This window comes from Pantoea sp. EKM10T (assembly GCF_011800685.1).
Lineage (GTDB): Bacteria > Pseudomonadota > Gammaproteobacteria > Enterobacterales > Enterobacteriaceae > Pantoea > Pantoea agglomerans.
This window is the reverse complement of the sequence record NZ_JAALEU010000006.1, coordinates 208,109-221,166: the sequence shown is the minus strand read 5'-3', so window position 1 is coordinate 221,166 and position 13,058 is coordinate 208,109. Positions and strand designations below refer to the sequence as shown.

Sequence of the window (13,058 nt, the reverse complement as noted above, 5' to 3'; positions counted from 1 at the left end):
GTGCAGGCCTTAACTTAACGCCTGCGCCATACAACGGGAGTAGTCATGTCTGATAAAAAACCTCTTCGCCTGTCCGTGCTGGATCTCGCGCCGATTCCACAGGGCGCGACCGCTCGGGATGCGTTCCATAATTCGCTGGCGCTGGCGCGTCAGGCTGAAAAACTGGGCTATCAACGCTACTGGCTGGCTGAACATCACAACATGACGGGGATTGCCAGCGCAGCCACCTCCGTGCTGATTGGCTATCTGGCGGCGAATACCGAGACTCTGAAGCTGGGCTCCGGCGGCATTATGTTGCCTAACCATGCGCCGCTGGTGATCGCCGAGCAGTTTGGTACGCTGGCCTCTCTCTATCCTGGCCGTATCGATCTCGGCTTAGGTCGCGCGCCAGGTTCTGACCAGCGCACCATGATGGCACTGCGCCGTCATCAGGCCAACATGCACATCGACACGTTCCCCGAGGATGTGGCTGAACTGATTAGCTGGTTCGATGCCGAAGCGGATGCGCAGCCGCCGGTGCAGCCGGTACCCGGTCTGGGCCTGCAGATCCCGGTCTGGCTGCTCGGCTCCAGTCTCTACAGCGCACAGCTTTCAGCGAAAATGGGCCTGCCGTTTGCGTTTGCCTCCCATTTTGCCCCTGACCAGCTCTTTCAGGCGCTGCACGTCTACCGCGAAAACTTCCAGCCATCGGCGCGTCTCGACAAGCCTTATGCCATGGTCTGCATTAACGTGATCGCCGCAGACAGTGAGCGTGATGCGCGCTTCCTGTTTACCTCGCAGCAGCAGCAGTTTATCAACCTGCGCCGCGGCAAACCGGGCCCGTTACCGGCACCGGTTGAAAACATGGATAACCTCTGGTCGCCATCAGAACAGTATGGCGTACAGCAGGCGCTCAGCATGTCGCTGGTCGGCGATACGGACAAAGTGCGTCATGGGCTGGCCTCACTGATGCGTGAAACCCAGGCGGATGAAATTATGGTCAATGGCCAGATTTTTGATTCCGAAGCGCGCCTGCGCTCCTTCGCCATTGCGATGGAAGCGGCTAACAGCCTGTAATCAGTTCTGCGGTGGGCGCAATCTCTCCGGGCTCACCGCCAGCTGACGACTATCCCTGGCCGGAGATTGCCCATACAGGCGGCGATACTCCCGGCTGAACTGTGACGCGCTCTGATACCCCACCCGATAGCCTGCCGTACCGGCATCCAGCTTTTCCACCATCATCAAACGTCGCGCCTCATTCAGCCGCAGTTGTTTCTGGTATTGCATCGGCGTCATGGCCGTCACGGCTTTGAAGTGATGATGCAGCGAAGAGATGCTCATGCCGACACTGCTGGCGAGCCGATCGATCTTCAGCGGCTGATGAAAATTTTCCCGCAGCCAGCGGGCAGCCTGCGCGACCCGGTTGCCCGGCCGTTCAGCCAGCGCCATATTCAGGATGCGCGAACCTTCCGGCCCGGTCAGCAGCCGGTAGAAAATCTCCTGCTCAATGAGCGGGGCCAGCGCCTCAATGTCCTCAGGGTGGTCAAGCAGGCGTACCAGCCGGATAACCGCATCCACCAGCAAAGGTGAGACCTTATGCACGGTGACGCCACGTTCACTGTCTGGTGTCGCCAGCGGCAGCGTCGGGGGAAACTGTTCGAGGTAGCGCATCAGCCGGGATTCATTGATGGCAATACCAATCCCCAGATTGGGTTTTTCCGGCGTGGCGACGGTGACGCAGGCGCGCACCGGCATATCCAGCGTCACCAGCAGCAGATCGCCCGGACCATAGTGCAGCACCTCATCACCGATATGCAGCGCCTTACCGCCCTGTGCCACCAGGGCAAAACTGGCCCATTGAGCAAAGTGCATTGGCTCAGTCGGTGCTGAAACCCGGCCAAAAAACAGGCAATCTATGGCGCTTGAATGCCGCCCATCCTCCGGAGCATGACGGGCAATTAACTGCGCCAGCCCCTGCCACTTCTCACTCTCTGTCACTGTGTTCTCCCCTCCCGCTATCTGTGCTGATATTACCTGACGCTGAGCGGAATACCTGGCCCGCTGCGCTACTTTTGCAGGATCGTGCAAGAAGCTTGCAGGATTGCACTACCCGCTTTTCGGCACCAGCGCGCATAGTCTTTCGACGCAATCATTACGGCGGAGAACAACATAATGAAGGCACTGCAGAATAAAATCGCGCTGGTAACAGGCGCCTCAAAAGGCATTGGTGCGGCGATTGCCATCGCTTTTGCCGCGGCTGGCGCCCGCGTCGTGGTCAATTATCGTCAGGATGAAGTGGGAGCGGCTGACGTGGTCAGCGATATCGCCAACCTGGGCAGTGAAGCCGTGGCGGTACAGGCAGATATCTCTCTCCTGCGGGATGTGGAACGGCTCTTCGCCACCACCGCAGAGTGCTTCGGCGCGCCCGACATTGTGGTGAACAATGCGGGCAGCTTTCATCACGGCGAGTTTGCGGCGCTGACGCTGGAGGAGATGCAGCAACAGATTAACGTTAACCTGCTGGGTACGCTGATGGTCTGTCAGCAGGCGATTCGTCACTTCCCGGCGCACGGCGGCAGCATTATTAATCTCAGCGCCCTGAACAGTAAAAACAGCACGCCGGGTTCCGTGCTCTGGGCGGCAACCAAAGGCGCAGTGGATACCCTGACCCAGGGACTGGCGCGCGAGCTGGGCGCAAAGAACATCCGGGTTAACGCCCTGGCACCAGGCATGATTCTGACGGAAGGATTACTGGCCGCGAAGAGAATGAGCCCGCAGCTCAAAGCGCAACTGCTGGCTGCCACGCCGCTGGGACGCTTTGGTCTGCCGGAAGATGTGGCGCAGGTTGCGCTGTTTCTGGCCTCTGAAGAGTCCGCCTGGGTCAGCGGCGAGCGCGTGATGATCAGCGGCGGTGCCTGACAGGCATAAAAAAAGGGAAGCCATTGGCTTCCCTTTTTGTTACGACGCTAAGTCGTTATGCATCACGACGACGTGGAGCGGCGGCTGCGCCCTCTTCACGACGTGGACCACGGCTACCTTCACGGTTGAAAGTACGTCCGCCGCCTTCACGACCACCTTCACGGCGTTCAGAAGAGAAGCGACGACCACCTTCACGGTTAGCTGCGCCCGGACCGCCTGCACCTGGACCGCTGCGACGCTCACCGCCAGCACCAGCTGGACGACGATCACCACGGCCTTCGTTCGGCTGTGCATCACCCAGTAACTGCATATTCATCGGCTTGTTCAGAATACGGGTACGGGTAAAGTGCTGCAGCACATCGCCTGGCATGCCTTTCGGCAGCTCGATAGTCGAGTGGGTACCGAACAGCTTGATGTTACCGATGTAACGGCTGCTGATGTCGCCTTCGTTAGCGATAGCGCCAACGATGTGACGAACTTCAACACCATCATCGCGGCCTACTTCGATGCGGTACAGCTGCATTTCGCCAACATCACGACGTTCGCGACGTGGACGATCGCCATCACGGCTTTCGCGGTTTTCACGCGGAGCACGAGAATCGCCACGCGCTTCACGGCTGTCACGACGGCCATCACGCTCGTCACGATCGCGGTATTCGCGACGTGCCGGACGCGGTGCTTCTGGTGGCAGAATCAGAGGACGTTCGCCCTGTGCCATCTTCAGCAGTGCGGCTGCCAGTGTTTCCAGATCCATTTCGTCTTCTGGCTGCATTTTAGCCAGCAGAGCACGGTACTGATCCAGATCGCTGCTTTCCAGCTGCTGCTGAACTTTAGCAGCAAACTTAGCCAGACGACGCTCACCCAGCAGTTCTGCGTTAGGCAGTTCTACCTCAGGAATGGTCAGCTTCATGGTACGTTCGATGTTACGCAGCAGACGGCGTTCGCGGTTCTCAACGAACAGCAGCGCACGGCCAGCACGACCAGCACGACCGGTACGGCCGATACGGTGAACGTAAGATTCTGAGTCCATCGGGATGTCGTAGTTAACAACCAGGCTGATGCGTTCAACGTCCAGGCCACGGGCCGCAACGTCGGTTGCAATCAGAATGTCGAGACGACCATCTTTCAGGCGCTCAAGCGTCTGCTCACGCAGAGCCTGGTTCATGTCACCGTTCAGCGCGGCGCTGTTATAGCCGCTACGTTCCAGCGCTTCTGCCACTTCCATGGTTGCGTTTTTGGTACGCACGAAGATGATGGCAGCATCAAAGTCTTCTGCTTCCAGGAAGCGAACCAGTGCGTCTGTTTTACGACCGTAAGCGGTCCAGTAGCTCTGGCTGATATCAGGACGCGTGGTCAGGCTTGACTGAATACGCACTTCCTGTGGATCTTTCATGAAGCGTTTGGTGATACGACGAATCGCTTCCGGCATGGTTGCAGAGAACAGCGCGGTCTGATGATCGGCTGGAATTTGCGCCATGATGGTTTCAACGTCTTCGATGAAGCCCATGCGCAGCATTTCGTCTGCTTCATCCAGCACCAGGCCACGCAGGTTAGAAAGGTCTAACGTGCCGCGTTTCAGGTGATCAAGCAGACGGCCAGGCGTACCCACAACAACCTGTGGTCCCTGACGCAGTGCGCGCAGCTGCACGTCATAACGCTGGCCGCCGTAAAGGGCAACCACGTTCAGGCCACGCATGTGTTTAGAGAATTCGGTAACTGCTTCAGCAACCTGTACCGCCAGTTCGCGGGTAGGTGCCAGCACCAGGATTTGTGGCGCTTTAACAGTAGGATCAATGTTATGTAACAGCGGCAGAGAGAACGCCGCGGTTTTACCACTCCCGGTCTGCGCCATGCCTAACACGTCACGGCCCGCCAGCAGGTGAGGAATACACTCAGCCTGGATTGGGGATGGCTTTACGTAGCCCATGCCATTCAGTGATTCAAGGATGTCGGCGTTCAGGCCAAGGTCAGCAAAAGTGGTTTGAATATCAGTCATGTAGTACACGTGCCTCTTAGATTGCGGCGGCCAGTCTACATAACTCGTCGTGAAAACTTTCAGTCATTTTCATCAAAAAGTGTGAACCGGCTCAAATTAAAAGTTTTGACGAACAGAAAAGCCTTCATCCTTTAAGATGATGACTTAACAGGTTTTACAGGCAAATTAAGTTCGTCAGCTATTGCTGGTCAGATTCTGATAAATCGTCTTGTGCCTGGCCGAGTTGCGCCAGTTCCAACAATGCGTATCGGTGTTCAACAAAGTTATTGACGTTGTTGGCCACCGCCAGTTTGAACAACGCTTTCGCGTCGTCCTTCTCCCCCAGACTTAGGTAGTACTTACCTAAATAGAAGTTGGTTTCACTGAGATGTTCAGCGAGCGAGGTGTTATCCGTTGCGTCCGCCTTGAGACTTTCCATCAACGTTTTCTCGTTGATATCTCCAAGGTAGAACTCGACAATATTCCATCCCCATTGATCTCTGACCGCTTTGTCGTGACGCTGTTGAAGCGCGACTTTTGCCTTGTCGACATCCATCTCACGTTCAACGAGATAGAGCCACAAACTGCGGAAAGGATCGTTAGGATCGTCTTGATAAAACGCCAGCAGATCATCTTGCGCTAACTTGTATCGACCGCCGTAATAGAGGGCGATACCACGGTTTAAATGCGCATAGTTGTAAGTTGGATCAAGCTCAAGTACAGAATCAAACGCTTCATAGGCGGCATCAAAGTTGCCCGCCTGCGTTAAATATATGCCTAAGTAGTTAAACACTTCGGGCATATCTGGTCTTATAGACAGCGCTTGCGAAAAATCGTTCCGCGCTAATGCCCGCAGACCTAAACTATCATACAACACTCCGCGCTCATATAACAGCTGTGCGCGTTCATCATCGGTGAGAGCGCGACTGGCAAGAATTTGTTCCATGCGCGCCAGTATCACTTCCTGCTGCAGTGTGGGCTGTAAAGGCACTGCAAGAACTTCGTTCTTACGCCAATTGGAGTTGCTGCATCCTGCCAGCGTCAAAGCTGTCGCAACAAAACACCAGCGCAGAAAAGGCTTCATTTCCCACTCCCGAATACAAACATTGGGATAACCATCCTGTCATCCGCCTGCTGTGCACAAGGATTCCCGCCCTCGCGATGATACAAACGCCCCTCTCTGCCAGGCAGAGAGGGGCAAATCAGCAACGACTTATTCAGCAGCGTCAGGCGTGGTCACCGCGACAGCTTCTTCAGCCTGCGGCTTAGATTCTGTCGCTTCTTTGATGCTCAGACGTACACGGCCCTGGCGATCAACTTCCATCACCTTAACCGGTACTTCCTGACCCATCTGCAGATAGTCGGTCACTTTCTCAACGCGCTTATCAGCGATTTGTGAAATGTGAACCAGACCTTCTTTACCGCCGCCGATTGCAACGAAAGCGCCGAAGTCAACGATACGGGTCACTTTACCACTGTAAACGCGGCCCACTTCGATCTCTGCGGTAATCTCTTCGATACGACGAATCGCTTCTTTCGCTTTCAGACCATCAGTCGCAGCGATTTTCACGGTGCCGTCATCTTCAATTTCAATCGTTGTGCCGGTCTCTTCGGTCAGTGCACGAATCACTGAGCCGCCTTTACCGATCACATCTTTGATCTTGTCAGAGCTGATTTTGATGGTGTAAATGCGTGGTGCGAATTCAGAAATCTCAGTACGCGGCGTGCTGATAGCCTGTTCCATAACGCCCAGAATGTGCAGGCGTGCACCACGGGCCTGGTTCAGCGCTTCCTGCATGATTTCACGCGTGATGCCTTCGATTTTGATGTCCATCTGCAGCGCGGTGATACCTTCACGGCTACCGGCTACTTTGAAGTCCATGTCGCCCAGGTGATCTTCATCGCCCAGGATGTCAGACAGAACAACAAACTTCTCATCTTCTTTCACCAGACCCATTGCGATACCGGCAACGGCGGCTTTGATTGGCACACCTGCATCCATCAGCGCCAGTGAGGCACCGCAGACAGAGGCCATTGAAGAAGAGCCGTTAGATTCGGTGATTTCAGAAACAACACGAATGGTGTAAGGGAAATCTTCCGCTTTAGGCATTACCGCTAACACGCCGCGCTTCGCCAGACGACCGTGACCAATCTCACGACGCTTCGGCGAACCTACCATGCCGGTTTCGCCGACAGAGTATGGAGGGAAGTTGTAATGGAACAGGAAGCTGTCGGTACGTTCGCCCATCAGCTCATCAAGGTTCTGCGCATCACGGGTCGTACCCAGCGTTGCAGTAACCAGTGCCTGCGTCTCACCACGGGTGAACAGTGATGAACCGTGTGTACGTGGCAATACGCCAGTACGCACGTCCAGACCACGGATCATATCTTTTTCACGACCATCGATGCGTGGCTCGCCATTCAGGATGCGAGTACGAACGACGGTTTTTTCAAGGCTATGCACGATGTCGCCGATTTCTGAACCATCCAGCGTTTCATCTTCAGCCAGCAGCGCAGCGATGGTTTCGTCTTTAATGACGCCAACCTGAGTGTAACGCTCCTGCTTGTCAGTAATGCGGTAAGCATCGCTGATGCGCGCTTCTGCCAGGGCAGCAACGCGAGAAATCAGTGCGGTATTGGCCGCTTCTGGCTGCCAGTCCCAGCGTGGTTTGCCCGCTTCAGCAACCAGAGCATTAATGTTTTCGATAACGATCTGCTGCTGGTCGTGACCAAAGACCACGGCGCCCAGCATCTGCTCTTCTGACAGGATCTCAGCTTCAGATTCAACCATCAGAACGGCATTCTGCGTACCGGCAACCACCAGATCCAGACGGGACTGTTTCAGCTCATCTGCGGTTGGGTTCAGGACATATTGATCGTTGATGTAACCAACACGCGCAGAACCAATTGGGCCATTGAACGGCAGACCAGAAAGCGCCAGTGCAGCAGAAGCACCGATCATGGCAACGATGTCCGGATGAACCTGTGGGTTCACAGAGACAACAGTGGCGATAACCTGAACTTCGTTAACAAAACCTTCCGGGAACAGCGGACGAATCGGGCGGTCAATCAGACGCGAAATCAGGGTTTCGCCTTCGCTTGGACGGCCTTCACGACGGAAGAAGCTGCCTGGGATACGACCAGCAGCGTAAGTACGCTCCTGATAGTTCACGGTCAGTGGGAAGAAATCCTGACCTGGTTTAGATTTTTTCTGACCTACTACAGTGACGAATACTGCAGTATCGTCCATGCTCACCATAACAGCGGCTGTCGCCTGGCGAGCCATCATGCCGGTTTCCAGCGTGACGGTATGTTGACCATATTGGAATTTGCGTACGATCGGATTCAGCAAAATCAAAGTCCTTAACTTCGGGGCATGGCTATCTGTAGCCCGCCATTGATTACCAATCTTCAGTTGCATCCTCGCGACTAATGACAACCCTCGACCGCCCCTGCGGTAAAGCCTCTCATTAGCCGCGCGAAATTCTGCAAACTAAAGATCACACTAAGCAACAATACATCAGTTTGGTCCGGATTGCTGCCGATTGCTCGAAAAAAGGGGCCATAAAGGCCCCCTCTTCACGAAACTCGCACAAATCTGATCGTAAGCTGCACAGAGTGCAAAAGCCCGCATAATGCCCCGACGATCAGATTCTTCAGACTTAGCGACGCAGACCGAGACTTTCGATCAGGCTGCTGTAGCGTGCAACGTCTTTACGCTTCAGGTAGTCCAGCAGCTTACGACGCTGAGATACCATGCGCAGCAGACCGCGGCGGCTGTGGTGGTCTTTTTTGTGCTCAGAGAAGTGACCCTGCAGATGGGTAATCTGCGCGGTCAACAGGGCAACCTGAACTTCAGTTGAACCGCTGTCGTTAGCACCACGGCCATATTTAGCAACGATCTCTGCTTTAGCTTCTACGCTTAGAGACATAATAAACTCCAGTAATAAATGAATGTATGGGTGCCGATCTCTAATTCAGCATCCCGCTTTAAAGCCGCGCTATTCTACTCTGCGCCCGATAGCAACGCAAATGCCCCATCAGCGAAAAGTGAACGCCTGGCTCAATCCTGATACTCAACCACTAAACGACGTGGCGCAAGCCGGCCATCGTCGGCAATTTCTGCCATACCGATAAACTTACGCGCTTCGCCTTCCGATACCCTTACCAGCCCCTGCGCAGGCGCATTGCTGGCCTGTACCGGCTGTCCCTGGCGGAAGAAATCTGCCACGGCAGGCGGGATATTCACTTCAGGGAAATCAGAGGCGGGGCTGTCCATTGGCAACAACAGCGGATCGAGCTGCGTTTCCAGTGGAATGCCGGCTTCTGTGGCTTCCGTCAGCAGGGTGTTGAGCTGTTCCAGCGTCACCATCCTTTCATACGGATAACGGGCAACCTGAACGCGACGCAGCATAATCACGTGCGCACCGCATCCCAGCTTTTCGCCCAGGTCATCGATGATGGTGCGGATATAGGTGCCTTTGGAGCAGTGAATTTCCAGCTCCAGCTCGTTATCCTGCCAGCGAATGAATTGCAGTTCATAGACAGTGATGGGACGCGGTTCACGCGCAATCTCAATGCCCTGACGCGCATATTCATACAGCGGGCGTCCCTGATGCTTCAGTGCCGAAAACATTGAAGGCACCTGCAGCGTTTCGCCGCGGAAGCTCTCCAGAGCACTGTCCAGATCGGCCTGAGTGAAGCTGACCGGACGCGTCTGCACGATGTTGCCATCGGCGTCTGACGTGTCGGTCCGCTCGCCCAGTCGGGCAATCACGCGATAGCGTTTGTCGGAATCGAGCAGATACTGCGAAAACTTAGTCGCTTCACCCAGGCAGATCGGCAACATGCCGGTAGCCAGAGGATCCAGCGCGCCGGTATGTCCTGCGCGATTCGCGTTAAAGATACGCTTCACTTTCTGCAGGACATCATTCGACGAGACGCCTTGTGGCTTATCCAGCAACAACACGCCATGGACGTCGCGACCGCGACGACGCGGACGACTCATTACGCCTCCTCGTCATCGCCAGTGGCGTCCGGACCACGGCGCTCAGTATCGTTCTTCACGACGCTGGTGACGAGATTGGACATGCGCATCCCTTCGACTAACGAGTTGTCGTAGAAGAAAGTCAGCTCAGGCACGATACGCAGACGCATCGCTTTGCCCAGCAGAATGCGGATATAACCTGACGCTTCTTTCAGCGCTTTCAGGCCATGTTTAATCGCTTCTTCATCTTTGTCGTTGAGGAAAGTCACGAACACTTTTGCGTAAGCGAGATCGCGTGAGACTTCAACGCCTGATACGGTGACCATCATGCCAAGACGTGGATCTTTGATCTCACGCTGCAGGATCATCGCAATCTCTTTTTGCAGCTCTTGTGAAACGCGCTGCGGGCGACCAAATTCTTTCGCCATCATTATTTCTCCCAAATAATTCGGGAGGCCAGAGGCCTCCCAAATTGCAACACATCAGCAGTCTATTACTCGATGGTGCGTTTAATTTCGATGATTTCAAACACTTCGATCATATCGCCAACGCGAACGTCGTTGTAGTTCTTCACGCCGATACCGCACTCCATGCCGTTACGCACTTCGTTGACGTCATCTTTAAAGCGACGCAGAGATTCCAGCTCGCCTTCGTAAATTACCACGTTGTCGCGCAGGACACGGATTGGATTGTGACGCTTGATGTTACCTTCCGTCACCATACAACCGGCAATCGCGCCAAACTTCGGTGATTTGAACACATCGCGCACCGCAGCCAGACCGATGATCTGCTGTTTGTACTCTGGTGCCAGCATGCCGCTCATCGCCGCTTTAACTTCGTCAATCAGGTTATAGATGACAGAGTAGTAGCGCAGATCCAGGCTTTCTGCGTCAATGACGCGACGCGCAGAGGCATCGGCACGAACGTTGAAGCCAAGGAGGATGGCGTTAGAGGCAGCAGCCAGGGTCGCATCGGTTTCGGTAATCCCGCCCACGCCTGAACCCACAATCTTCACCTTCACTTCGTCGGTGGAGAGTTTCTGCAGGGAGTCGGAGATTGCTTCCACAGAACCCTGAACGTCAGCTTTCAGAACGATGTTCAGTTCAGACACTTCGCCTTCGGTCATGTTAGCAAACATGTTCTCGAGCTTAGATTTCTGCTGGCGAGCCAGTTTAACTTCGCGGAATTTGCCCTGACGATAGAGCGCAACTTCACGTGCTTTCTTCTCGTCACGTACCACGGTCGCTTCATCACCCGCAGCCGGCACGCCGGACAGGCCCAGAATCTCAACCGGGATAGATGGACCCGCTTCCATGACTTCGCGACCCAGTTCGTCACGCATTGCACGAACGCGGCCATATTCGAAACCACAAAGAACGATGTCGCCTTTGTTCAGCGTACCTTCACGTACCAGCACGGTGGCAACCGGACCACGACCTTTGTCGAGGAACGATTCGATCACCACGCCGCTCGCCATACCTTCACGGATAGCGGTCAGTTCCAGCACTTCCGCCTGCAGCAGGATAGCGTTTAACAGGTCATCAATGCCGGTACCCGCTTTCGCAGAGACATTAACGAACATGTTTTCGCCGCCCCACTCTTCCGGAATGATACCGTACTGAGTCAGTTCGTTTTTAACACGATCCGGATCCGCTTCTGGCTTATCGCACTTGTTCACTGCAACCACAACCGGCACTTTAGCGGCTTTGGCGTGCTGAATAGCTTCGACAGTCTGTGGCATCACGCCATCGTCTGCTGCAACCACCAGGATAACGATATCGGTCGCCTGCGCACCACGTGCACGCATCGCGGTAAACGCGGCGTGGCCCGGGGTATCCAGGAAGGTAACCATACCGTTGTCGGTTTCAACGTGGTAAGCACCGATGTGCTGAGTAATACCGCCCGCTTCGCCAGAGGCGATTTTAGTGGAACGAATATAGTCCAGCAGGGACGTTTTACCGTGGTCGACGTGGCCCATGATGGTGACAACCGGAGCACGAGACTCCTGCGCAGCATCAGTATCACGATCGTCCATTACCGCTTCTTCCAGCTCGTTCTCACGACGCAGGGTCACTTTGTGGCCCATCTCTTCGGCAACGAGCTGTGCAGTTTCCTGGTCGATGACCTGGTTGATGGTCGCCATGGCGCCCATTCTCATCATCGCTTTAATGACCAGAGAACCTTTCACCGCCATTTTGTTAGCCAGTTCGGCTACGGTGATAGTTTCGCCAATCACAACATCGCGGTTAACGGCCTGCGCTGGCTTGTTGAAGCCCTGCTGCAGTGCGCTAGGTTTGCGATGCTTGCCGCCTTTACCACCACGAACCTGCGCACGCGCTTCTTCACGGTCAGTTTTGGCTTCAGAGTGTTTGTTGCCTTTTTTCGCCGGACGCGCAGCTTTAGCCGTAGTACGCGCACGCGCACGACCTGCTTCAACCTGACGGTCGTTTTCGTCTTCCGCCTGACGGGCATGTGTCGAAGTGGTGACGTGATAGTCGCCTTTATCCTCTTCTTCCGGTTTTTCCCATTCAGCTGATTTCTCTTCAGCCAGACGGCGGGCTTCTTCTGCTACGAGGCGGGCAGCCTCTTCAAGCTTACGGCGGGCTTCTTCTTCAGCTTTACGCTTCAGTTCGGCAGCTTCAGCTTCGCGACGGGCTTTGTCTGATTGCGCAGCCCTGGTCACTTCGTCGGTAGGTTGATTTGTCACTTTTTCATTTTCCGCTGCTGCACGTTTGGCCTTGTCAGCGGCTTCGCGCCTGGCTTTATCTTCGGCTTCACGTTGCGCTTTCTGTTCAGCTTCGCGACGGGCTTTTTCTTCAGCCTCGCGTTGCGCCTGCTCTTCCGCTTCACGCTGCGCCTCGGCTTCAGCTTCTGCCTGAGCTTGCTCAGCCTCTGCATCACCCTTCACATAGGTACGCTTTTTGCGGACTTCAATTTGCACCGACTTACTTTTACCCCCGGTGCCTGGAATATTCAAGGTGCTGCGCGTTTTACGCTGCAGCGTCAGCTTAGCTGAACCGACCTGACCGTGTTCACGGTTCAGATGAGATAGTAAGGTTTCTTTCTCTTGCTGGGTCACCGCGTCATTTTCAGACTTAGGGATCCCCGCATCAGCAAATTGCTGTACCAGGCGATCGACCGGAGTCTGAATTTCTGCGGCCAGCGATTTTACGGTTACATCTGTCATGCTGTTCCTTC

General features: G+C 55.0%; 11 protein-coding genes. 2 read left to right on the top strand and 9 right to left on the bottom strand.

The features are described from left to right. Positions 1-45 precede the first annotated feature (45 nt). Positions 46-1,056, top strand: a complete 1,011-nt coding sequence (locus tag HFD95_RS13565; protein WP_010251755.1) for a luciferase-like monooxygenase — start codon at positions 46-48, stop codon at positions 1,054-1,056. On the opposite strand, the gene HFD95_RS13560 is transcribed toward HFD95_RS13565, so the two are convergent. After that, a complete protein-coding gene (locus HFD95_RS13560) occupies positions 1,057-1,977 on the bottom strand; it encodes an AraC family transcriptional regulator (RefSeq protein ID WP_010251758.1) in 921 nt (306 codons plus the stop codon). Between the two features lie 174 nt (positions 1,978-2,151). Here HFD95_RS13560 and HFD95_RS13555 point away from each other — a divergent pair, with 174 nt between their 5' ends. Next, on the top strand, positions 2,152-2,898 hold the full coding sequence (locus tag HFD95_RS13555) for an SDR family NAD(P)-dependent oxidoreductase (protein ID WP_167430348.1): 747 nt from the start codon (positions 2,152-2,154) through the stop codon (positions 2,896-2,898). A 55-nt stretch (positions 2,899-2,953) separates the two neighbouring features. Here HFD95_RS13555 and HFD95_RS13550 read toward each other — a convergent pair whose 3' ends face one another. From HFD95_RS13550 to infB, 8 genes are all read right to left on the bottom strand, one after another. Then, on the bottom strand, positions 2,954-4,894 hold the full coding sequence (locus HFD95_RS13550; RefSeq protein WP_010251762.1) for a DEAD/DEAH family ATP-dependent RNA helicase: 1,941 nt from the start codon (positions 4,892-4,894) through the stop codon (positions 2,954-2,956). A 16-nt stretch (positions 4,895-4,910) separates the two neighbouring features. After that, entirely contained in the window at positions 4,911-4,967 is a 57-nt protein-coding gene (gene yrbN, locus HFD95_RS22305) for a protein YrbN (protein WP_098053093.1), read from the bottom strand. Positions 4,968-5,072: 105 nt separating this feature from the next. Then, on the bottom strand, positions 5,073-5,957 hold the full coding sequence (nlpI, locus tag HFD95_RS13540) for a lipoprotein NlpI (protein ID WP_010251765.1): 885 nt from the start codon (positions 5,955-5,957) through the stop codon (positions 5,073-5,075). 129 nt (positions 5,958-6,086) lie between these two features. Then, positions 6,087-8,225 (bottom strand): polyribonucleotide nucleotidyltransferase, encoded by a 2,139-nt coding sequence (gene pnp, locus HFD95_RS13535; protein ID WP_010251767.1) that lies wholly within the window; start codon positions 8,223-8,225, stop codon positions 6,087-6,089. A 310-nt stretch (positions 8,226-8,535) separates the two neighbouring features. Beyond that, the gene (gene rpsO / locus HFD95_RS13530; protein ID WP_003851063.1) at positions 8,536-8,805 is read right to left on the bottom strand and encodes a 30S ribosomal protein S15; all 270 of its coding nucleotides are present in this window, start codon (positions 8,803-8,805) and stop codon (positions 8,536-8,538) included. Between the two features lie 131 nt (positions 8,806-8,936). Then, a complete protein-coding gene (gene truB, locus HFD95_RS13525) occupies positions 8,937-9,881 on the bottom strand; it encodes a tRNA pseudouridine(55) synthase TruB (RefSeq protein ID WP_010671805.1) in 945 nt (314 codons plus the stop codon). Next, entirely contained in the window at positions 9,881-10,288 is a 408-nt protein-coding gene (rbfA, locus tag HFD95_RS13520; protein ID WP_010251785.1) for a 30S ribosome-binding factor RbfA, read from the bottom strand. Before rbfA ends, truB begins: the two co-directional genes overlap by 1 nt. A gap of 65 nt (positions 10,289-10,353) precedes the next feature. Continuing rightward, entirely contained in the window at positions 10,354-13,047 is a 2,694-nt protein-coding gene (gene infB, locus HFD95_RS13515) for a translation initiation factor IF-2 (RefSeq protein ID WP_010251789.1), read from the bottom strand. Positions 13,048-13,058 lie beyond the last annotated feature (11 nt).

What these genes read in the sequence shown, in the direction of transcription:
- rbfA (WP_010251785.1), bottom strand. Translation starts at nt 10,288, where the DNA reads ATGGCGAAAGAATTTGGTCGCCCGCAGCGCGTTTCACAAGAGCTGCAA.
- nlpI (WP_010251765.1), bottom strand. Translation starts at nt 5,957, where the DNA reads ATGAAGCCTTTTCTGCGCTGGTGTTTTGTTGCGACAGCTTTGACGCTG.
- infB (WP_010251789.1), bottom strand. Translation starts at nt 13,047, where the DNA reads ATGACAGATGTAACCGTAAAATCGCTGGCCGCAGAAATTCAGACTCCG.
- HFD95_RS13555 (WP_167430348.1), top strand. Translation starts at nt 2,152, where the DNA reads ATGAAGGCACTGCAGAATAAAATCGCGCTGGTAACAGGCGCCTCAAAA.
- HFD95_RS13550 (WP_010251762.1), bottom strand. Translation starts at nt 4,894, where the DNA reads ATGACTGATATTCAAACCACTTTTGCTGACCTTGGCCTGAACGCCGAC.
- rpsO (WP_003851063.1), bottom strand. Translation starts at nt 8,805, where the DNA reads ATGTCTCTAAGCGTAGAAGCTAAAGCAGAGATCGTTGCTAAATATGGC.
- truB (WP_010671805.1), bottom strand. Translation starts at nt 9,881, where the DNA reads ATGAGTCGTCCGCGTCGTCGCGGTCGCGACGTCCATGGCGTGTTGTTG.
- HFD95_RS13565 (WP_010251755.1), top strand. Translation starts at nt 46, where the DNA reads ATGTCTGATAAAAAACCTCTTCGCCTGTCCGTGCTGGATCTCGCGCCG.